This is a genomic window from Pseudarthrobacter sp. 902506025 (assembly GCF_040702325.1).
Classification (GTDB): domain Bacteria; phylum Actinomycetota; class Actinomycetes; order Actinomycetales; family Micrococcaceae; genus Arthrobacter.
In genome coordinates this window covers 684,358-705,910 of record NZ_JBFBKW010000002.1, presented here as the reverse complement: position 1 = coordinate 705,910, position 21,553 = coordinate 684,358, and the positions used below count along the sequence as shown (strand labels likewise).

The 21,553-nt window shown below is 61.8% G+C and carries 15 protein-coding genes; 8 read left to right on the top strand and 7 right to left on the bottom strand.

Features of this window, described 5'->3' with window-relative positions; translation table 11 throughout:
• Positions 1-4 precede the first annotated feature (4 nt).
• Genes AB0280_RS07145 through AB0280_RS07135 form a run of 3 tightly spaced genes read right to left on the bottom strand, consistent with a single transcriptional unit; the run spans position 5 to position 2,137 of the window.
• Positions 5-1,243 carry a PqqD family protein gene (locus AB0280_RS07145; protein ID WP_366366612.1) on the bottom strand — a complete coding sequence of 413 codons (1,239 nt, stop codon included), beginning with the start codon at positions 1,241-1,243 and terminating at the stop codon, positions 5-7.
• A gap of 4 nt (positions 1,244-1,247) precedes the next feature.
• On the bottom strand, positions 1,248-1,529 hold the full coding sequence (locus tag AB0280_RS07140; RefSeq protein ID WP_366366611.1) for a PqqD family protein: 282 nt from the start codon (positions 1,527-1,529) through the stop codon (positions 1,248-1,250).
• A 2-nt stretch (positions 1,530-1,531) separates the two neighbouring features.
• A complete protein-coding gene (locus AB0280_RS07135) occupies positions 1,532-2,137 on the bottom strand; it encodes a hypothetical protein (RefSeq protein ID WP_366366610.1) in 606 nt (201 codons plus the stop codon).
• Positions 2,138-2,450: 313 nt separating this feature from the next.
• Here AB0280_RS07135 and AB0280_RS07130 point away from each other — a divergent pair, with 313 nt between their 5' ends.
• From AB0280_RS07130 to AB0280_RS07105, 6 genes are all read left to right on the top strand, one after another.
• A complete protein-coding gene (locus AB0280_RS07130; protein WP_366366608.1) occupies positions 2,451-5,645 on the top strand; it encodes a LuxR C-terminal-related transcriptional regulator in 3,195 nt (1,064 codons plus the stop codon).
• A gap of 3 nt (positions 5,646-5,648) precedes the next feature.
• The gene (locus tag AB0280_RS07125; protein ID WP_366366606.1) at positions 5,649-8,309 is read left to right on the top strand and encodes a helix-turn-helix transcriptional regulator; all 2,661 of its coding nucleotides are present in this window, start codon (positions 5,649-5,651) and stop codon (positions 8,307-8,309) included.
• 106 nt (positions 8,310-8,415) lie between these two features.
• Positions 8,416-9,363: an NAD-dependent epimerase/dehydratase family protein gene (locus AB0280_RS07120; protein WP_366366604.1), complete on the top strand. Its 948-nt coding sequence runs from the start codon at positions 8,416-8,418 to the stop codon at positions 9,361-9,363.
• Positions 9,347-10,699, top strand: coding sequence for a YveK family protein (locus AB0280_RS07115; protein WP_366366603.1), 1,353 nt, complete (start codon positions 9,347-9,349; stop codon positions 10,697-10,699). Before AB0280_RS07120 ends, AB0280_RS07115 begins: the two co-directional genes overlap by 17 nt.
• Positions 10,696-11,145: a PssD/Cps14F family polysaccharide biosynthesis glycosyltransferase gene (gene pssD, locus AB0280_RS07110; protein ID WP_366366602.1), complete on the top strand. Its 450-nt coding sequence runs from the start codon at positions 10,696-10,698 to the stop codon at positions 11,143-11,145. The genes AB0280_RS07115 and pssD overlap by 4 nt, the downstream gene beginning before the upstream one ends.
• Positions 11,142-11,723 carry a glycosyltransferase gene (locus AB0280_RS07105; protein ID WP_366366601.1) on the top strand — a complete coding sequence of 194 codons (582 nt, stop codon included), beginning with the start codon at positions 11,142-11,144 and terminating at the stop codon, positions 11,721-11,723. The genes pssD and AB0280_RS07105 overlap by 4 nt, the downstream gene beginning before the upstream one ends.
• A gap of 100 nt (positions 11,724-11,823) precedes the next feature.
• Here AB0280_RS07105 and AB0280_RS07100 read toward each other — a convergent pair whose 3' ends face one another.
• From AB0280_RS07100 to AB0280_RS07085, 4 genes are all read right to left on the bottom strand, one after another.
• Positions 11,824-13,341 carry a lipopolysaccharide biosynthesis protein gene (locus tag AB0280_RS07100; RefSeq protein WP_366366599.1) on the bottom strand — a complete coding sequence of 506 codons (1,518 nt, stop codon included), beginning with the start codon at positions 13,339-13,341 and terminating at the stop codon, positions 11,824-11,826.
• Positions 13,338-14,618 (bottom strand): O-antigen ligase family protein, encoded by a 1,281-nt coding sequence (locus tag AB0280_RS07095; protein WP_366366598.1) that lies wholly within the window; start codon positions 14,616-14,618, stop codon positions 13,338-13,340. Before AB0280_RS07095 ends, AB0280_RS07100 begins: the two co-directional genes overlap by 4 nt.
• Positions 14,615-15,205: a CDP-alcohol phosphatidyltransferase family protein gene (locus AB0280_RS07090; protein WP_366366596.1), complete on the bottom strand. Its 591-nt coding sequence runs from the start codon at positions 15,203-15,205 to the stop codon at positions 14,615-14,617. The genes AB0280_RS07095 and AB0280_RS07090 overlap by 4 nt, the downstream gene beginning before the upstream one ends.
• Before the next feature lie 245 nt (positions 15,206-15,450).
• A complete protein-coding gene (locus AB0280_RS07085; protein WP_366366668.1) occupies positions 15,451-18,225 on the bottom strand; it encodes a fibrinogen-like YCDxxxxGGGW domain-containing protein in 2,775 nt (924 codons plus the stop codon).
• Between the two features lie 1,210 nt (positions 18,226-19,435).
• Between AB0280_RS07085 and AB0280_RS07080 the strand changes: the two genes are divergently transcribed.
• On the top strand, positions 19,436-20,950 hold the full coding sequence (locus tag AB0280_RS07080) for a sugar transferase (protein ID WP_366366595.1): 1,515 nt from the start codon (positions 19,436-19,438) through the stop codon (positions 20,948-20,950).
• Positions 20,951-21,003: 53 nt separating this feature from the next.
• Positions 21,004-21,465: an adenylyltransferase/cytidyltransferase family protein gene (locus tag AB0280_RS07075; RefSeq protein WP_366366593.1), complete on the top strand. Its 462-nt coding sequence runs from the start codon at positions 21,004-21,006 to the stop codon at positions 21,463-21,465.
• Positions 21,466-21,553: the final 88 nt, after the last annotated feature.

Below are 21,553 nucleotides of genomic sequence, written 5' to 3'. Positions count from 1 at the left end.
TGACTTAAGTTCTTGCGTGCGGGGTGCGGGCCGTTCCGGTGCGGCCGCGGACCAAAATCGACTTTGCGAGGAGCTGTTCCACCGCTTCCGTGACGGCGGTCCGGTAACCTTCGGGTTGGCCGTGCATCTCAACGACGTGTTTCGTGATCTGTTCCAAATTTGCCGGGCCGGCGCAGGCTTCCCAGATCGCTGGGCCAATGCCACTCAGTCGCACAACTTCGTTGTCCAACATGACCAGCAGGTCATCTCCGATGGCCACCGCGTCCCTTAGGGCCCTGCGCTGGACCCTTCCGGCTGAGAGGTGCCCTGGTTCGAAAGCTTCTCTTGCGGCCGGTTCCCATGCTGTCCCTGATACCGGCTGCAGCCCGAACAGGGGCTCGAGGGCCGCAGGAAGATCGGCGGCCTCCGAATAAGTCATCTGCCACACTCCCCCAACACTTTCGATGAGGCGGCAAAGCGACTGCAGCGGATCCACGACCTCTGCCTGCGAGGACGAGTCCGGGATCAGCGCGAGCACGGCATCGGCCAGCGGTACCTTTTCCAGCACGGGAGCGGTTGCAGGGTGCCCCTGAATCCGATTCAGGAGCACGATGGACTGGATGAAAGGCATAGCCGGGGCCAGCTGAAGTCCGAACTCGTCCGGCCCAACCTGGCGCTTGGGGGCGCCCGCGCCCTGCTTCACAGACAACGGTTTGGGGTAGGGAACTACAGAGCCATCCCAGGCAATGGCCACGGTCTCGTCCGTGACGTAGCCATAGCTTCTGGCGAGCACGGATGCTGCGGTGGTCTTTCCGGTTCCAGACCTGGCCACCAGCGCCACCACCGCCCCTGTACCAGGATTCGCCACGCCGCAGGCGTGGAGCATGGTCAGTTCACCGGCATTGGCCAGAATGGCGGCAACCGTTAGACGGGACGTCAGGTTCTCCGCCAACTCTTCGAAGGAGCCGGCTTCCAACCGGAAGGTGCCAGCCGGGTGGTTGGTGGATGTGCCGGTGACAGAGGCAGTGAATCGCGCCCCGGGCGTCGGCTCCGGTGGCACCGGCGGCAACTGAGGCTCACCGGTGCTGATGCAGCGAGCCCAAGCTGAGTTCATGCTAATGCGCTGTTGCCAGCTGACTGCACGGCCCCAGCGGACCATAAACTGCTGCCCCAGGACGTCCAGGGACAGCAGGTCACTGCCTCTTGCCAGTTCCTCAAGCAGGCGCTGCTGCCAATCCGCGCGTTCAATGCCTGTTGCTGTCATGCCGTTAGAGCCCAGCGCCGTGGTGGGCCTCAATCAGGCGCTGCCCTTCGAGGCTGGCCAGGAAGCCCTCAATCTGGGCCTGCATCTGACCTGACTGATCCTCGAAGATGGCCTCAAGCTCGGCGAAGATGTCCTGCTCGCTTCGCTGCCCGTCGATCAGGTCCCAGATGATCGCAGCAGTTCCCTCCAGGACCACGGGCTGGGTTGCGTCGAGGTGCAGCAGAGCAACACGCGACCGTGGTTTGGTGCAAACTTCTGCGACCAGGCCGCCCCGTTTCCAGACCATATTTAGAACTGGATATAGGGGTCGGGACTTACGGTGGGAGCCAGGGAAAGAGAACCACCGATGTCTGCTGTAAGAACCACCGTTGTGGCCATGGCAAAAGAATAGGAAACACCAGTTGGCTTGGGATTGACCGATTCGTAGTTATACGTGATGGAGAAGACTTGTGTCTGACCCACACCAAAGTTCTTCAAACTATACGAAAAAGACTTTGTTGATTGGTGCTGGGAATATGTAACGGAGCCAGAAGATGAAGCAGGCGCCAGAGACTCCGCGCCGATTCCTACAAGTACTGTGCCCTTGGGGGTCAAGGTTACCGTGACGCTGACAGTACCTGTAAATGCCGAGGTTCCCGTATTTTTCAGGCTAAGAGAGGCGGGTGCTGCACCGCCATATAATTTGCCCCCGCCTCCGATCTTGGAGTACTGCGGGGCAGCACCGTAAGACCAAGTTGCGGTTGCACTGATGGGCGGTGGAGATGCCGCAGCAGCAGGAGCCGCGATGGCAGTGGCGATAACCGGCAGGGACCAGGCCACGCCCGCCACAACGCGACGGCGACTAAATCCGCCCTCTTCTTCTACATCGACTTCAGCGTTCGAAACTTCAGACAATTGTGCCCCCAGAATAGGTTTCCAGCTGCGGCTGCCTTTTGAGACCGGCAGCGCTCTGTGGCCGGTGTTGCCCGGCTTCGCCCACTCTCGCGAACACAAATAAAGTTTTCTGCAAACGCGCTGCAATTTTTTATCAAGAATCCTTCAAGGAATCTTGAACAGGCCCGCTCGCGGGAGGAACCCGTGTACTTCGGCTCGCACGTTACTTGGAACGCCCGTCTCCCCACACATAACGCGTTAGCGGCCAGCAGAACTTCCGCCAGGCCGCCCGAGTGGGTGGCGGCGTCATCGTTCTCCGGCGACCCCCGCCGCGATGTCCCGGCCCGCCCAGAAAGCCCGTCCCTCCCTCCTCCTCCCCCCCCCCCCCCCAGAAGCAGCGCCCGCACCTCCCCACGTGAGGCGGCGGCAGCAGCGTCGTCGTACGCCGGTGCTTCATCCCGCAGCCCCCTGCGCTTACCACGGGTACGGCTTCTGGGGCGTGTCCGGCACCACCCTGGCGGCCCCGTTGCGGATTGTTGTTACCCCGTCCCCCCAGCCGCGTTATAGAAAAGAAATCATGGGGTCAGAATGTGGTTTTCCACATAGACACCGATTTTGGCTGGTCCATAGACTCCGGGATACAACTTTCGCCATCGGTTTAGGAAAATGGCCGATGCGGGAACATAAGTGGTCCGCTATGGCACCTCACACCGGGTTGGGTGCGGTTCCTGAAGCGCACCGTCAAAGGGGGTACCCATTGCTGATGACGGCCGGCGACGATGCCAGTACGCAAAGGGACCAGCATGTCGATCAACTGTGGGGCATACGCGCAACCATGCAGCACGGCAGTCGGCCGGCCCCGGATTTTGAGCACGTTCCGTTGGTGGGTCGGGACCGGACAACGGCCCAGATACTGGAGGCCGTGGGCCCCAAGGCAGGCGGGGCGCTGCTTGTTGGGGAGCCAGGTTCCGGCAAGACGGTACTGCTCGAACGCCTGGGCCGGGAACTGGAACGGGAAATGTATGGGGTGCCGATACGCGGCAGCAGCATAGGCGCCAGAACCGATTACGGTGCCCTGCGGTTCCTGCTTGACGCGGTGGAAGGCGCCGAGCCGACCCACCCGGTGCTGGTCTACACACAGCTTTCCGAGCTGCTGCAGGTCCGGTCCAAAGGCCGGCCCGTGGTGTTGCTGGTTGATAACGCCCACCTGCTCGACCGACTGGCCGCTTTGATTGTCGGGCTCCTGGTCCGCAGCGGCCAGGCCAGGGCCGTGGTGGCCTGTACCGGCATCGGAGCACTGTCTGATGATTTGACCGGGCTCTGGAAAGACGGCCTGCTGGACCTGCATGAGCTTCAGCCATTCACGTTGGCCCAGACAGAAGCGTGGATGATGTCCGCCTTGAATGCCCGGGTGTCCCGCCTGGCCGCGAGGGCACTCTGGGACCACAGCGCGGGCAATCCACTCATACTCAAAACACTGCTGGTGGAGCAGCTGGCAGGGGGCTCCCTGCTGGAGGAATCCGGTGCTTACGTTCTAGCCTCGGCGTCGATCGTCCCCGGCAAACCACTGTCCGATGTAATTGGAGCGCGACTAAGCCGGTTGGCCGAGGAACAACGCACGGTGCTCGAACTGCTGGCACTATCCGGCGGACTCACTGCGGAAAACCTGCGCGCCGTTGCCGGGCCCAAAGATATCAGCTCCCTCATGGACAGCGGACTTGTCTGCGGGTCGCCGCGCGGCGGAACTATCCACGTGAAGAACCCGGCCGTGGCCGGCATCATTCGCAACGAGGTTCCGGCCGGGCGGAGCATGCAGCTTCGGCGTCTCCTGGAGGGTTCTTTGGACCTCTCATCCGATGCTGCGGCGCCGCTCAGGGCATACGCATCATGGCACCTTTCCTCCGGCGCGCTGCTCGACCCGGACCTGGCACTCAAAGCCGCCCAGGACGCGAATCGCAGCGGCGACGCACGCGCTGCACTCCGGTTCCTGGCCCACCACCCCGGCCGACACCTCAGCCAGACAGCCGTACTGGCCGAGGCATGCGCACTGCTCCAGCTCAGTCAGCAGGAGGAGGCGGAGCAGGTACTGGAAGATTTCAGTGAAAACCACCTGGACCGGCTGCCGCTCGCAGCTGTAGCAGAGTTCCTCCTTGGGCGTGCGTCGCTGATCTGCATCCATAAGGATGCACCTGCGCAGGGACATCGATACCTGCGCGACTTCAGCGAGCGTCTAAGCGCCGCTCCGCCCGAGTCCCCGGCGGCCATGCGCACCCTCCAAAACGAACTGGCCTTGGCAGAAGCGGAAGTGGCCAGCTACGAAGGCCACTACGCCCAGTCCATTCCCGACCTCACCACGCTCTATGTCCACGGCCAAGGCAGGGGTGAGGAACTCCGGCTCCGGGCCGGAGGGCTGCTGTCCGAAGCGCTGGCCATGATTGGCCGGCAGGAAGATGCCGTCCGCGTGGCGGAAGAAGTGGCAGAAAGAATAGCCTTCTCAGACCATGCGGAGCCCCTGCAGGCTGAGTCATCCATGCACCTCTTGATGGTGTACCTCACCGCCGGCATGTGGAACAAATGCGCGAATCTCCTTACCGCCCCTCCTGCTCCCTCGTCAATATCCAGTTTATGGCTGCACGGACTGGGCGAACTCGGCCCAGGCCTTGTACATGCCTACGCCGGCAGATCGCGCCAAGCGCTCGAAGCCCTCGAACCCGCCATCGTCCAACTACGCATGCTGCAGATGGAAGGCGCCCTCGGAGTCGCTCTCGCGGCAGCGGCCTATATGCACGCACTCCAAGGCGACCTCCAGGAGTCAAACTCCCGTATCCAGGAACTCAAGGCACGGCCGGCCGCAACTGGTTACATGTACAGGAGCCACGTCAGATACTTCTCCGCGCTCGCCAAATCGGTGCAGGCCGGCCCTGGAGTGGCCGCGGAGCTGCTGGAACTCGCCGATGAGGAACAGGCGGAAGGACGGACTTCCATGGAGTTGTTCTTCCTCAGCGCAATGGTGCAGGCGGGCGACGTGGCCGGCGCTCCACGCCTGCTCGCTGCCGCACGGCGGTGCCAAGGCCTTTTCGCGGAGGCATGCAGACTCCTGGCCACCGGCATCATGGCGGAAAACCCCGAACTCATACTTGCGGCAGGGGAGCTGGCGAGGGGATTCGGCCACGAGCGCTTCTGCCGGGAAGCGGCCCTCGCGGCGCATGATGTGGCCGTCAGGAACACCAACAGGACCACGGCACGGCGCGCCCTGAATGTCGCAGCGGACAGTGAACGCAGAATGCGTGGACAGTCCCCCTCCCAGGCGGCCCTTGCCCGGCTGGATGTCCTGTCCAGCCGGGAGCGGGACATCGTGGAAAGGGTCGCCGCCGGAGCCAGCAACAAGGACATCGCCCAGCAGTTGCACCTGTCCGTGCGGACCGTCGAAGGTCACCTGTACCAGTCCTACACAAAGCTCCAGATCTCCGGCCGCGACCTTTTACACCAGGTTCAAAACGATGCTGCACGTGCAAGCGGAGAAAGGTGACACGTGGACAACATTGCGTTGACAGGACGCTCCGCCACCATTAAGCAGGCAATTGAAAGCCTGACGGCAACGGACCGCAGCGGCTGCCTCATCTTCGGTGACGCTGGAATGGGCAAGACGACCCTGGTCCGGGCTCTCCGGAACGTCTTTGAAAGGGAGCATCCGTTATTCATCATCAGCGGAACACCGGCCCTGTCCACGCTGGAGTTCGCAGCCTTTGCGCCCTTCCTCTCCGGTGCCACGTCGGGCCAGGCACTCTCGCAGCAGCAGGTTTTTTCGGAAATCAGCCGCTTCTTCCGTCTCCAGCGGGCAGAACGCGGCCGGGTTCCCATAGTTATCGTTGACGACGCGCATGAGCTGGATCCCGGTTCCCTGACCCTGCTGGCACGCCTGGTTGCCGGAGAGACCGTCCGCATCCTCGTCCTCTCACCCCGGTCATCGATGCCGGCGGAATTCATGGAACTCTGGGCGGACGGGTTCCTGGACAGATGCAATCTGGAACCCCTAAACCCGGACGAAGTCCACACTGTCTGCGAGGAAGTTCTTCAAGGACAGGTTTTGCAGAGCGTGAGTGCGATGGTGGCGGATATGTCCGGGGGCAATCCCCTATGTATCACAGCACTGCTGCAGAACGGACGGGGCGACGGAAGCCTGTTCGAGCGCAATGGCATCTGGCTTTCGGCTTCGGCTCCCTGCACCGATGAGCCGTATTCGACCCGCGTGCGCGGCAGCCTGGCCCGGCGCCCTGGAGAGGAGTTTGAACTTCTTGAGGCCATAGCCTTAACCGAGCCGGTCACCATTGAGATGCTAAAGAGCAACGGGTCTCCAAGCAACCTGGACAACCTGGAGATGCAGGGACTCGTATCCATCTCCCGCGAAGGCCCCCGGCTGGTGCGGCTGACCAACGCGGTCTTCTCCGATGCACTCCGCAGGACACTTTCTCCCGCCCGGAGCTTCGAGCTGCGGGCAAAATACTGGGAACCACTTGATCACGTTTCTCCGGAGCAACTGGTCCGGCGTGTTTCCTGGGCCCTGGACTGTGGCGGACCGCTGTCGCCGCAGGTGCTGGTACGGGCTGCACGTGCCGGCAACGAGGAATTCGATTTCCGTTTCACGCTGCGCGTTGCCGCTGCAGCCAAGGGGTCTAAAGATCTGGACGAGCTGTTATTGGAAACAGCGATTGCGCACGCGCATCTGGGCCACCGCTTCGTGGCGAAGGACCAGTTGGAGCGAGTCCTGGCTGAATCCGAAAATTTGCCTGTGCTAGTCCGGGCCCTCGTGTGGATCTGCCAACTGCGCAAGTCATCCAGCGACCCTGGTCAGCAGCCCAGGCTCGCTCCGTCCATAACGGGACTCTCGGACCGGATCAGCCGGCTTCGGGCTGCCTACCCCCTCGATACCCTCATGGATACCATTACCGTCCTGGTGGATGTTCTCCATTATTCAGCGGAAAGAAAATCTCCGGAGTTAGGGGAAGCTTTGAACCTCATGGCCTGGAACATGCCCGCCGTCGACATCAAAACACGGGTGGTGTGCCTGACCATGCTGGGCAACCTGCTCAACGGGGCGGGACAATACAACAAAGGAAACGCAGCCACTTCGCTGGCTCTGGATTTGGTCCAAGAGAATCCGCGGCAACTCGCTATGGAATCCGACTTTGTTTACATACATCACGTGAAAGGCCTTCTCCTGGGCGGACGGTGGGAGGAAGCCGCAGTCCGCCTCACGGATTACCTCCGCGGCTGCACCAGGAACATGATCTATTCCGGAGCCGCCGCCCAGCTCCTTCAAGGCGCCCTCGCAGTTGGGCAGGGCCGCGTCAAAGCGGGACTTCAACAACTCCGCCCGGCGATTGAAGGGATACGCCACGGGCACTTTGCTGAGCTTCTGCCCTTCGGCCTTGGATTCATGGCTTACGCTGCTGCCCTGTGCGGTGAGGAAGATTTTGTGGACGAGTGCACCGAGTCCTTCCCCCAGGAAGGCACCTGCAGCGATCCTGGCCTCTTCCTCAGTGGGAAAGCGTACCTGGTAGCTGCCATGGCAGCTATACAACGAACGGACGACGGCGGCCGGCAGCTCCGCGAGCTCGCGGAGCAGGCGGGACTGAGTGGATTCCGCGCGGCACAAGGGACCGCGCTGACGTTGGCGGTGCGCACCGGACATGTCAACTCAGGTCACGACCTGATGGCGTTGACATCGACCATGGACGGGCCAATGGCCCACGTCCTCCAGCTCTACTCCCGTGCGGTGGTGGCTGGTGACTCCGATGCCCTGCTGCAGTCGGCGGCCGCGGCCCGGCGGGAAGGGTTTCACCTGCTGGCAGTGGACTGCGCGGAGCAGGCGGCCGCAGTCCTCGATACCCCTTCCGGCCGCCCCCGGCGCAGTGCTGCCCAGTCACTGCTCCGGCAATACAGGACCCTGCTCGATGGCCCGTATGTGCTTGGCACCTACGAGTCATCCCGGGCGGGGCGCCTGACAACCCGGGAACGGGAGATCGTCGCTTTGGCACAACGCGGACAGTCCAACCGTGACATTGCGCGCACGCTTTCTCTTTCCGCGCGGACGGTGGAAGGGCACTTGTACAGGATTTTTGCAAAACTTGGCGTGAACAGCCGGGCAGAGCTACTGGCTTCTGCGGCATTCCCCGAACTCCATAAAGTCTGAAGCCGGCAGGCCCGGCCGCCGGGTACCAAGTAGTCACGGCCCCGGAGTGAGTATCACAGCCCCACATCACGGGTAGCCATAAACCAAACCAGAGTCTTCGCTACTCGTGTCCTTCCCACAACCGGCTCCTAGGCTCGAGTCAGTCGAGGAGAGGGGCACGGTGAAGACTCTGGTGCTAGGAGCCGAAGGGTTTATTGGTCGGGCAGTCTGCCATGTGCTGGGGGATCGGGACGACGTATTTGTGGGCGCACGAACCTGCAGGTTCACTGCGCGCAGGACGCAATATGTTGACCTGCTCCAGCCGTCCTCCATCGCCGCCGCCCTTGCCAAAGTACGGCCCGACGTCGTCATCAACTGTGCGGGCGTGGTGACTGCCCGTGGAATCCCTACAAATACGGCGATGACGGGAAACCTGCTGCAGACGGTACTCAACTCAGGCATTGGTATCCGAAGCATCGTGGTGTGCGGGTCAGCCGCCGCCTATGGTCCGGTGCGCCACGCTGACCTACCCGTCCATGAGTCAAGCCCCCTCGGAGCCCTCAGCCTGTACGGCGTTGACAAAGTACGTGAAGAAAGCCTGGGGCGCTTATATCGCTACAGTTTTGGACTGCCTGTGGTGACGGCCAGGATCTTCAATCCTCTGGGTGCAGGTATGCCCGTGCAGCATATTTTGCCGTCCGTTTGCCGCCAGCTCCAGCAGTGGAGGTCCGGCCGCAGGGAACGGCTTCAGGTGACCCGGCTGGACTCCGTCTACGACTACCTTTCCGCAGCGGACGTGGCCCGGGCCTTGTGCGCGCTCGCCTACGGACAGCCAAAGGAATTTGCCTACAACGTCGGGTCCGGACAGGGAATATCCAATGGCGCGCTCCTGCAGCGCGTCTTTACGTTGGCCGGGTTCCGGGGCGCTCCCCCTGTGGATGAACTCAACAGCACCCCCGACCCACCAGACGCCGGCAGGGCAGACACAACCGCCATTAATTTTGAATTCGGGTGGGCACCAGAGGTGGCACTCAATGACAGCATCATGGAGGTGCTCAATGAAACAGCCCAGTAACGTGCCCCCGGCCACGGTCCGGCTAAGAGAACTGGCAGCACAGGTATCCCGTCGGTGGCTAATCCTGTTGGTTACCGTTGCACTGGCCATCGCAGGATCTGTAGCCGCCAGTAGCCTGGTGAAGCAGGAATACACTGCGACGGCATCGCTGACAGTTTCGCCCCTGACCACGAATCCCTTCTCGACGGCAGCTGTCAACCAACAGATCAACATCAATACCGAACGAGCCATTCTGGAATCAAACGAAGTGGCACGAATGGCCGCCGAGGAACTGGGAACCGGCCCTGCTCCCAATGCCCTGCTAAAGAGGGTGGACGTAGCCGCCCCCTCGGGGTCCCAAGTGCTGGAAGTCAGTGTCACGATGCCTAACCCGCAGGAGGCCGCCGATTATGCCAACGCCATGGCCGGAGCTTACCTGCGGTTCCGTGCCAAGGGAGCCTCCGACCTTGCAGCCGGATACATCACTGCCTTGAATGAAGAAATTGCCCGGCTCTCGGCGATCCCGAACCCCACAGAGCAACAGGCGCAGCGGCTGTCCGAAGCCAGCCAGCAACGGCAAAACTTCGCCCTGGTGGCCGACAGCCCAGGCCGGATCATTGGCGTAGCCAATCCACCTTCCCAGCCGTCTTCCCTCAGCCCGCTTTCCTTCTTGGTTGCCGGACTGATCGGCGGAATTCTGCTGGGCATCGCGGCCGCCCTCATGCGGGAACGTCTGGACGGAAGAGTCCGGACACTCAACAGGCTGGCTGAAACCTCCTCCGCACCCGCGCTCAAAGTCACTGACGGTGATGACGCCGAAGGAATCAGGTGGGTCTTTCGGAGCCTCACCCCAGCATTGGATGCACGGGAAAGCGGTCCGGCGCTTGTCGGCCTGATGTCCGCCTTTGGAAAGGCCCCCTGTCCGCCGAAATTCACTGATGGACTGGCCGAGGTGGCGCGTGCCGCCGGGCTGTCTGTCCTAGTGGTTCGGCCGGCCGACATCTATCCCGCCAAGATCGACCAGGGGTGGCCAGGATCTGCGCTGCAGGGCTGGCAACACCGCGACCTGGTCCTCTTCGAAACCGACCAGCAACTCACGGGTGCCCGGCGCGCCGCCCTTGCCGACCATCTGGATGCCGTCGTCATGCTGACCTATTCCGGCAGCAAACTCAAAGACCTGCAGCAGCTGGACGCAGACCTGGAAGGCAGCACCGCCATACGGGTGCGGGTGCTGCTGGGAAATGCCTTCAACGGCAAACAGCGCGAAGAGCGGCAAGCCGGCTCACTCCTTACCCTCCCCACCGCACCGATCGCGGACCGGGACCAGGACCAAACGCAACGGAAGGAACGCGCGTGAAGATACTCTTTGTGACCTCGCCGGGGGGACACCTGGGCCAGATCGTTCCCCTCCAACAGTGGTGGCAAGAGCACAACCGCTCCTGGGTCACGTTTAAGCAGGCAGATGCAGAGAAAGCACTATCTGACGAAGATGTCACCTGGGCATTCTTTCCAACCACCCGGAACGTTCCCAACGCCATACGCAACCTTGGCCTTGCTGTGCCCACGCTCCGACGCATCAAACCTGACGTCGTCGTCTCCATTGGGGCGGGGGTCAGTGTTCCATTCTTCGTCGCCGCCCGGCTGCTGGGCATCAGGACCGTGTTCATCGAATGCATCGACAGGGTGAACCTTCCCACGCTCAGCGGAAGACTCTGCTATCCGCTGGCAGACCTCTTTTGCATCCAATGGGAGGAGCAGCGCCGCTTCTACCCTGAATCCATCAACATAGGACCAGTGCTATGACCAATCACGAAAAGCCGGAAACTGTCGTGTCCCTTGGAACGGATTACCATCCCTTTGACCGGTTGGTCTCGTGGATCGATGAGTGGCTGGAGCACCAGCCCGCCCCCCCGAGTTGCCTTGTGCAGCACGGCTACAGCCATCCGCCGCACATCGCGGAGGGGGTGACAATGGTTTCCCACCAAGAAATCCTTGATCTTTACACGTCGGCCAGCATCGTTGTGGTTCAAGGGGGGCCCGGTTCCATTTTCGATGCACTGGCCACAGGCCACATTCCCATAGCGGTCCCCCGGCGTGCACATTTGAAGGAGGTTGTTGACGACCATCAGGTCGAATTTTCGCGGCAGCTGGCGAGGCAGGGACTGGCCGTCATTGCAGAGACAAAGGAGTCCCTGTGGGCCGAGCTTGAGCACGCCATCTGCCGGCCGGCGGACTTTTGCACCGCCCCGCGGCCTTCCGGGTCCCATGAGGCCGCACTCCGCCTGGGACGGGCCATCCAGGACCTGCAAGACCGCCCTGCAGGCAGGGTATCGCTGCGACGTCTGGGGCAACTGCTTGGCCAGCACCAACGCCCCGCATAGCCAAGTTGTGCAAACGCCATCGTGACCTGCATCCATGGAGGCAGGTCACGATGGCGTTTGCACGGTTGACTGAATAAGAACGGACTCCGTGGGGCGGGAGTCAGAGCTTGAGCGTGATCAGTCCGCGACGGTATAGCAGGACTAAGCCGGCAGCATAGACAAACCCGCCCCCGGCCACGGTGAGGAGCAGAGCGGCCAATGATTGGCCCCACAGGAGCGCTGCAACGAAGCCGCCCAGCCCGAACACCGTGAAGGCCAGGGCCATGGGGACGCAGAGGACGCGCAACGGCGCAACGATCTTCATGATGGTTGCCACCTGGTAGGTGGCCAGGCCGCAATCCACCAATACGGCAGCAGCCCAGGCTGTTGCAGCACCGGCAATCCCCCACACCGGTATCAACGTGAAATTCAAGAGCAGCGCGACGGCGAGGGCCGAAGTCTTGTTCAACAGCTGCCACCGGCTGTGCCCGCCCATGAGCAAGATGCTCTGCACACCACCAGCGGAGACCGAGAGCAGCATGGCGGGGCCGATGATGAGCAGGGCCGGGGCACCTGCTGCAAAGCCGGCACCGAAGATAGACATGATTGCTGGCCCAAAAAGAATCAGGATCAGGTAGAAAGGCCACGCTCCAAGAATCAGCAGTCGCGTCGCTCCAGAGAACACCTGGCGCGCGCGGACAAGATCGCCGACTGCCAAGGCCGAACTGATGACAGGACCAGTTACCATTCGGGCGCTGTGGTCCAGCATCACCCCTACGCGGACGCAACGGTTGATGGCTCCATACACTCCGCCCGCAACCGGGCCGAGCAGGATGAAGACCGCAATCACGTCCACCCATTCGAGGAGAACCTCCAGCATGGAACTGGCGCCGCGGGCTGCCGAAAATGACCAGAACCCGCGGGCAGTTTCCATCCCTGAGGGATCAAGGCCCCCGCGGGGTTGCCCAGTGAGGGAACGGCGCATGGCGCGGCGGAGAGCCAGGACGGCAAGGAAGGCTGCTGCCAGAACCGGAACCGACCAGGCCGTCACAAGTTGAGTCAGGCCTGCGCCCAACGCCAGGACCAGCAGGATTCCGGCAAGCCGCAATATCGGCAGCACAAGATTCTGCAGCACAGCGAACGTCACCACTGCGTGGAAGCCTCGAAGGGCTCCGAAAATTGCCGTAAGGAGAGCACTGGCCGGGAGGAAAGGAACGGCCAGCCTTACGGCTTCCGCCACCCAACCGTCTGCGCCTCCCGGCAACAAGTCCAGGTCAACTGCTGCCCACAGAAGGCCGCCCACCAACAAGGAAGCGGCTGCCACCGGAATGCATGCAGTCAAAAGCAGGCGTGCGACGATGCGCTGCCGCCCGAGGGCCTCGGCCGCGGACACGGATCGCACCAGCCCTGTATCGGCACCGAACGTTGCCAAGGCTGTGGCGATGGAGAAATAGGCCATCAGCTGGAAGAAGACACCTGCGCCGGCTTCGCCAAGGTTGTTGCTCACTACCAGTGTTGTGCCGAAGGCGATCACGGCGCCGGCCGCTACGCACACGAGAGTTGCGGCGCCGGCCCGCAACAGCCTGCCACCGGCTTTCTTGTGGGCAGGCGTCGCTAAAACCATAGTCCGGACGTTCACGGCAGCTCCTCACCGATATAACGTGCCCTCAAGAGGACGGCGATCACCAAGGCCACAACCGCCATCTGCATTACGTCGAAGCTGTAGAAGCTGGCAATTCCCGCAGCTGCCACGGGGACGCTGTGCAACCAAAGACCCGTGTTGCCGGGAGCCCGCCAGGTCCTGGCAATTCCGCCGGCGAGAAAGATCACGAACAAACCCAAGCCCACAAAACCGTAGGAAAACATCAGCAGCCAGACATAGCCTTGCGTCCCCAGCGATACGCCTATAGTTTCGTCGAGGCGGGGTGCCCCGTACCCCATAAGCGGAGACTCCAGGGTCGCTGCCAGTGTTTCCGTATAGATACTCAACCGGCCACCGGTACTGTCGCTGTACTCCTGGCGCCCGAGAATCTGCTCCAGCTGGCCGCTGGCCACCAAGGCAAAGAAAGCCAGTCCCGCCCCCACACCGAGAACGGCCACCCGAAGTAAGTGGCCCCGCGCTCCCATACGCAGCAAGACATAGACAACCGCCAAGGCTGTTCCGATCAACATCCCGCGATTGCCGGTAGCAAGCGCGGGGATCAGCGAGGCCGCAAGCAACAGCAGAACCAGAGCACGCATCCACTTTGACCGGACAATGCCCACCGACGCGACAGCGACTGGTGTCATGACCACGAATGCCACTCCCCAGCTGTTACTGAAAGGAAATGGCGCAGCCGGCCGCTCGAACGGCTCCGGCGCCCCCCACGGCTGCTGTATTTCAGCCATGGGAGGGAAGACCAGGTCGTAAACGAGAGGATTCGAGGTCAGTGCTCTAGGCAGTAGGGCACCAACCGGCGTGGTCAGCCGGAACTCTGGTACCTGAGTGGCAATCAGGCCCAAAACCACCACAGTCGCCCAAAGGAATAGAACGCCGTTGATGATCTTCCGGGGATTAAGTGATTCGCGGGCGTTGATGTAATACAGCATGAAGATGCCTACGGCCACAAGGTTGCCGTAGCGCTGGACAAAGCCCACCACGCTGATGGCCGTTGGCAGGTTGACAGCTGTCCCGCCGGCCCAGAACAGGAAGGCAAACCACGGCATTACGCCGGGGACGAGATCAAGACGCCGCCTGACCACCATCAAGGTGGCCATCAACAGGGCCACCACCAGGGGTGCAAACGGGGCGGCACCCAAGCTCCACCACACCGGGAACCCAGCCAGCAATACGTACATCGGCCAAGCAGGAAGGGGAGCGTCGGCGGGGCCTCGATGGCGGATTGCTTGAAGCCCTGCCTGCTCCTGCAGACTCACACGCCCCGTCCCCGTTGCTCAACCGGGATCGGCATGAGGGCCAGGTATTTTCTCCTGACGGAGGCGACGACCACCACCAGCTGCACCAGGAACAGGCTTCCATAAGCTGCAATGAACACTTGTGGAATGCCCCACAGTATGAACACCCAGCAAAGGGTGCCCATATCCGTTGGCAGGACCAGCCACGACCGCAACGTCCCCGCGGCTTTCGGGCTACTGTTGTCGCCATCAAGCCGACCCCGGCGCAGCTGTTCAGCAAGGATTTGACTCATGAAATGCCCTGCGCTGGTAAGCGTGTAGGCCAGTGGAAGCAGGATCGTCCACCTGGGCAGGATGTCTGCCTGCAGTATCCCCACAAGTACTGCGAGGTGGATTGCCGGCACCCTTACCGAGTCCACCACGTGGTCCAGCCACTCCCCCGCAAGGCTGCTCATACCGGTGAGCCGTGCCACTTGGCCGTCCGCGGAATCGAGGATGTATCCGATGGCCAAAAGCACTGCGATGAGGACGCCGAGCCACGCCTGCCGGGGCGCCGTCGCCACGCAGACAATGGCAGCGGCTGAAAAGGCGGCACTGGCCATTGTCACGGCGTTCGCCGACAGTCCCCGGCTTGCGGCAGCCGCCGCGGCGAACCGCGCCAGCCGCCTGTTAACCCATCGGGTATAGGCCGGAACTCCGTGGCCAGGCTTTTGGGCCCCGTCAAGCAAAGCCAGAGCCTGCCCGTATGAAAGCCTCGACCGTGGTGGGTGGAACGCAATGACAGGGGGTAAGGCTCCCGTCCCCACAGTGTCCCTGCGCGAGCCCCTGCCCCTGTCAGCGTTGCTGTGGGCGGTCACTGCGCCAACACCGCCGTGGCCGACAGCTCAAAGCTGTGATCCGGTGTGGCTCTGTAATCGGAGTGGACTTCAGCCGTGATGACATTGACCCCCACTGCCAGGGCGGACGCCGGCACCGTCACCTTAACCGGATTGGAGATGGCGTAACTCGTCCGGGGTGCCGCCGTCGCATAGGTGTTGTTGGTGATGGCCCCCGTCGGCATATTGACCCGTGTCAGTTCTTTGCCATTCATGTAGAGCACCACACCGTCATCCGCCCGCGTCACGATATTCACTTCAGTTACCTTGCTCGGATCATCTACCGTAAAGCTCTTCCGGTAGTGGCTCGACAATGGGCGGGTCGTTCCCGTGTAGGTGAGTTCCGTGGCGATCCCTGTGCTGCCCCAACCTAAGGGAGCGGTGCCGGAACTCCATGTGGAATCATCGAATCCCGTAGTTATCCAGGCAGGGTCGGGGGCGTCCGTGGCAAAGCGGTACTTCCAGTCCGAGCCGGCCTTGATCAGCTCCTGGGTGGTTGCCGCTTTGGGTGCAACTACAACGGGTGTGCTGGCCGAATAGTTTGATGCGGCGTCGGCTGCCCTGACGGAGTAGCGCCCACCTGCGAGCGCAGGCACCTTGGCGGTGGTTTGAGAGGTGGTGGCTATAACGCGGTCGCCGCGGATGACGTGGTAGACGCTGGTGTCCCCGGCCCCGGCGGTCCAGGTGAGCGTGTCCGTGACACCATCGGTGTTGACCGTCAGGCCGGACGGAGTATCCGGGGCGGCGGTGTCACGAGGCGCGAATACAACATACCCCCCAGACCATTGGCCGGAGCCGCTTGTGGTCACGGAGGACTCGAAATCGCCTCCGGTCCAGACCTTGCCCCGGCTGTCCACGAGCATCGCCCAGCCTCCATGGCCGGCCCGGCCCTTAATGACTGGGTTGAAGTCGGGGATGTACGACCCGGACGTGGAGTCCCAGGCCCCGACAAGGTTGATACGGTCAGCGGACGTCCACTGAGTACCGATGTTGCTGTACGTGAAGGCATTGGAGTAATTCCAGTTCCCGCAGTGGCATGACCCATAGAAGACGCCGTCTCCTGTGGCAAGTCGCTGGAAGTCCCCGCCCGCCTTGGTGATGTTGCCGGAAAGCCGGGCAAAGGTTTGTGGGTCAAAGCTGAAAAGGCTATGTTGCGAGCCCCCCAACCAGATCCTGCTGCCTACCTCCTTGATGGCCTGCTGGTAGCTCGGTGTAGCGGAAGGGGTCCAGGTCCACGCCGGCGTTGCCAAGGGTGCACCCGCAATTGTTTGGACTGCAGCCGCACGGTTGGCATCCGCACCATTCGAGGCCGTGAAGTAGCCGGCCGCATACAGCCGTTGACCGTCCGCCGCTGCGTCCACTGCGGCCACGGTGCCGTTGAAGGCGGGGTTCCAGTTCGCGTCAGGTGTCCCGTCCGACACACGAACCCTGGCGCCCGAGCGGGCGTAGATTGGGTTGGTAGCTGTACCACCGGTCAGGTGGGTGAAGGCTCCTCCCAAGTACAGCCAGTCGTTCCTTATCGATAGTCCCCGCACTTGAACAACACCGCCAGTGAGGCGGTTTTCGAGTTGCAGTCGCCACGTTGGGTCGATTGCGCCGCTCGTGGGGTCCAACGCTACGATCCCTGCTGCCGGCGAGCCGTTGGCCGTGCTGAATTCACCTCCGGCGACGAGCTTGCCGTTGGGCAAAACAGCGAGGGACTTGACTTGGCCATTAAGCACGGGGCGGAAAGAACCCAGCCATTCGCCGGTATCGACATTGAACCCGGCCAGGTATGACTGTTCCACTCTGTCGAGGCCCTGCGCGTTGCGCTGGACGTACTGGAAGTTTCCCGCGACATACATAGTGTTGCCCACTTGGGCAAAGTCCTGCACCTCGGTGTTGAGTTCCCCGCTGCGTCCGTTCGCCAAACCCGTGACTCCCCAGACTGTGGACTCAGCGCCGTTCTGGGGCAACGGGCGCTGGGTATAGCCGGGGTAACCGTTGTCTCCAACCGGAGTAAAAGTGAAGTCGGCCTGGGTGAGCTTGGGCCGTAGATACATCTGCGTGAAGGGACGTGCGTTGCCGGTACTGGCATTTGCGGACCAAAGGTAGCTGGATGCGTCAGAGGAGCCAAGTATGTTGCTTCCAAACGCCCATCCCTGCGTGTAAAGCTGCGCTGCGGCCTCGGAAGTTACCACTCGATTCAAGTTCTGGTCCGTACCGAAGCTGCTGTTCAAGCCACCGCTGAAGGTCCCCGCGCCGAAGGTATAGGAGCTGACGGGGCGTTCAGCACTCATTGTCCAAACCCAGCGGGGCAACTTGGTCACTTTGAACCTCGTCTCCTGCCACTTGAGGCCATCTGTAGAGGTGGCACGGCGCAGCCGGATTCCGTCAGGGAGAAGTTCCGGGGACTTCCCGTTGAGGAGTCCGTCGATGACGGTGGAGGAAAGTTGACGCGGCTGGAAGGCGGCGGTTCCTGTCACAGCGGAGCGGACCTGCGCAGTTGTTCCCACCCCCTGGTAGAACTCCTTCCAGCCCTCGCGGCCACGGCCAATCAGGACCCAGCCTCCGCCATCGGTCTCTTGGTCACAATAGAACTGTTCAGGTGCCTGCATTTGCGGGGTTAGCAGCCAGTAGCTCCCCGAGGGAGCGGCTGGTGTTGTCTGCTTGATTTCCCAGCAGGAAGCTGCCGCCTGAAGCTGGGTTGTTCCGTCACGGACTATGACCTGGTCCGCTGCTGCGGCCGGAGCCAGGGACGAAACTACTGTCATGGGGAGCACCGCCGCCGTTATCGCGGCCGCGGCGAGCTTGATGTGCTTTCTCACGGGCCGGAAGCTGTGGATATTCATAATGTTGCCTTTCCTGACAGCTCAGCACGCAGCCGAGTTGGGGAAGCTATGGGCCACCACTACCCATGTCCCCTTCTGCTGCTGAATGTCGTACATGTTCAGAGCGGTGCGCGTCCCGGCCGGCGCAGCCGCGAGGACAACGCTTCCTGCTACGTCCCGTATTTCAATCGCACTTGAGTCGATGCAGGTGGAGAACCGTTGGGTGGGAACACCTGCTATCTTGACCACTTCTACCCGCTCAGAGCCTGTGACTTTGACCGAACCCGTTTGAACCCATTGGTTTTGGGCGAACTCATCGAATCTCCCCTGCAGTTCGCCCAGGGCTGAGCCAACGGCTGCACCCGTGAAGTCCGGCATGGGGGGGCGTGAGTCAGGGTCAAGGTCGGGGCGGGGACCTGGGGCCGAGGCCTTTGCCGAAGCCGTTTGAAAGGCAGCCCGAGCCCGCTGAAGTTCCGCGATAGGCGCAGCGGACGCTCCTGGGGCTGCTGGTTGTTGCTGCGCCAGTTGTGGCGCTGCCGCGTTGGGCGCCGGCGCCACTTGTTGCGCCGCCGCGTTGGGCGCCAATGGTGTGTTGACCGCAGTCTGGGTACCGTTACCGCCAAGAAGGACTCCCGCCCCGAGCTCGGTGCTCGCGGCAGGCTGCGAATCCGGTGCCTGTGGTGTAGACGGAGCAGACGGTGCGCTCACTGCCAGCCCCGCGAAGAGGGCTCCCGCCGCGACCGCTCCAAGGGCGCCAATGGTGACTGTCCGGGCGCTGTTGCCTCGCGGCCGTGCACCGGGAGCAGGTTTCCGCGGTGTCCCTGATGATCGACGTTTCATTTCAGCACCTTCCGGCCGTTTGGTAGTCCTTCGGCTAACGCCATCTGGTCACGCTAGGCGCGTGGGAGGGCGCCGATCAACAGACTTTTGTGCATTTGAGCGATGTCCCGTGGCTGGATAAAAAAGACGGGTATGCAGGCCTCGGTGAGCAAGTAGCCGCTCAGGCTTGCGAGTAGACGACGCCGATTTTTCACGTACGGGAAGTGGCCGATTGCGTTGGTCCTACTCGTGACGCCCGTATTCCCGCTCCCTACGTTGGTGGCATTGGTTCCAGCTAGAGCGGAACCGATGCGCCTCGAGGGAAAGGTTAGTCATGACAGCGATGCCCACCAATACTCCCAAGGTTGGCGAGAGCGTAGCTCAAGGCTGGGCAGCTTCCGTATGGAATCTGGGCAAAGGCCTCCAGTTAAAGGAAGTGCGGGACACGACCGGAACCCCAGGCCGTAGTTGGGAACGGAAACTTCGCGCCATCCTCACCCTTGCGGATCTTGGCTTCATTGCTGCAGCGACCGGGTTTGCGGCCGCAGCTTTCCCACATCCCCTAGCCGGCTACGCTTGCGCCTTAGTCGCTCTCCTTTGGCTTCTGGGCCTCTACGCCTACAGAAGCCGGGACCCGAGGCTTGCGGCATCCGCCTCTGAGGAGTCCAAGCGTGTCCTGGGTGCCTCGTTCATAACCTTTGGGGCAGTCTCTTTGATCGCAGAAGTGCCCCTGCACGGTTTGGAGCATGGCTTCTTTTCACTTGCCTATGCCCTCGGGCTGGGCGGCGTGCTCAGCGGCCGCTTTGTGATCCGGAGCTGGCTGGCCAGGCAAAGGATCACGGGCAGATGCCTGTCCCGAGTGGTGGTTCTCGGCGAGAGGAACGAGGTGGAGGAGATGATGGGAAAAATTCGAACGAAGCCCGCGAGCCCGTATCTCATCGTCGGCGCAGCCCTCGTCTCCCGGAACGCCAACGGCCCAATGGTGGTCGACGGACAGCAGGTTCCCGTGGTCACCGATGTGAAATCGTTGGCTCCGTTTCTGGATGCCACTGAGCCAGATATCGTCTTCGTCGCGGGCCCGGTCCCCGGAGGCAACGAATTTGTACGGGATTTGGCGTGGAGCCTGGAAAAAACCGGCGTTCACCTCATTCTTGCCAGCGGGCCCACAACCATAGCGGCAAACCGAATCAATGCCTGCCCGGCCCCGGGTCTATCCCTCTTTCATGTGCAGCTGCCCCGGTACAGGGGCTGCAAGCACGTGGTTAAGCGCATCGTTGATGTGGTGCTCTCCAGCTGCGCCCTTGTGATACTGGCTCCTGTCTTCGTCATTTTGGCAGTCCTGGTCGTCATGGACAGCCCTGGACCGGCGTTCTTTCGGCAGGAGCGCGTGGGGTGCGGAGAACGAACCTTCACGATGTACAAGTTTCGCTCTATGGTGCAGACGGCCGAGTCTGAGCTGGTTGGACTTGCAGGGCACAACGAAGGCGCCGGTCTGCTCTTCAAGATGCGAAACGATCCCAGGGTGACCCGGGTAGGTCATTGGCTCAGGCGCCTTTCCCTCGATGAGCTGCCGCAACTTTGGAACGTCCTGAGGGGGGACATGAGCCTCGTCGGACCCCGGCCGCCCCTCCCATCAGAGGTTGCGGAATATGAGGAGGCTTTGCACCGCAGGCTCAAGGTCAAGCCCGGGCTAACAGGGCTGTGGCAGGTGAACGGACGTTCAGACCTGAGCTGGAAGGAGAGTATTCGTCTGGATCTCTACTACGTGGAGAACTGGTCCCTCCTCGGCGATCTGCTGATCATGCTTCAAACCGTAAGGGTGCTCCTAAAGCCTCACGGCGCGTACTAGCACCAAATTCACCGAGCCACATCGAAGGCCAGCCACCAGAAAGGGATCCACCCATGTCGTTGAAAGTTGGGTACGCAGCCGGAGCTTATGACCTCTTCCACATTGGGCACCTTAACCTCCTGAAGCATGCTCGAGGCCAGTGTGATTACCTCATAGCCGGCGTTGTGGACGACGATCTCGTTGAACTGGCGAAGGGTAAGCGTCCCGTAATTCCGTTGGCAGAACGTTTGGAAATTGTCGGCAGTATCAAGTTTGTGGATGAAGCAAGGGCTGAAGTCCTCCAGGACAAGATTGATACGTGGCGAGAGGTTGGGTTCCACGTATTTTTCAAAGGCGACGACTGGAAAGGTACTCCCCAAGGAATGAACCTCGAACGGCGCTTCGGAGAGGTAGGCGTTGAAGTTGTCTACTTTCCTTACAGCCTCCAGACGTCGAGCAGTTTGCTTCGACGCGCTCTTGATGCTTTGACACGATCACCTGAGGCCGGGAGGGAGCCGTCGTTCGGCATCGGTTGATCCAGGGCACCTGGTCCACTGGGGTCATCAAAGGTGGCGATGTTGCAGCAGTGAAAGTCACCGAAGTTATAAAAATCCGATAATTTAC

Excerpts from the sequence above, each read along its gene's own strand:
- AB0280_RS07130 (WP_366366608.1), top strand. The coding sequence starts at position 2,451 with ATGTCCCGGCCCGCCCAGAAAGCCCGTCCCTCCCTCCTCCTCCCCCCC.
- AB0280_RS07145 (WP_366366612.1), bottom strand. The coding sequence starts at position 1,243 with ATGACAGCAACAGGCATTGAACGCGCGGATTGGCAGCAGCGCCTGCTT.
- AB0280_RS07140 (WP_366366611.1), bottom strand. The coding sequence starts at position 1,529 with ATGGTCTGGAAACGGGGCGGCCTGGTCGCAGAAGTTTGCACCAAACCA.
- AB0280_RS07105 (WP_366366601.1), top strand. The coding sequence starts at position 11,142 with ATGACCAATCACGAAAAGCCGGAAACTGTCGTGTCCCTTGGAACGGAT.
- AB0280_RS07085 (WP_366366668.1), bottom strand. The coding sequence starts at position 18,225 with ATGACAGTAGTTTCGTCCCTGGCTCCGGCCGCAGCAGCGGACCAGGTC.
- AB0280_RS07115 (WP_366366603.1), top strand. The coding sequence starts at position 9,347 with ATGAAACAGCCCAGTAACGTGCCCCCGGCCACGGTCCGGCTAAGAGAA.
- AB0280_RS07075 (WP_366366593.1), top strand. The coding sequence starts at position 21,004 with ATGTCGTTGAAAGTTGGGTACGCAGCCGGAGCTTATGACCTCTTCCAC.
- AB0280_RS07080 (WP_366366595.1), top strand. The coding sequence starts at position 19,436 with ATGACAGCGATGCCCACCAATACTCCCAAGGTTGGCGAGAGCGTAGCT.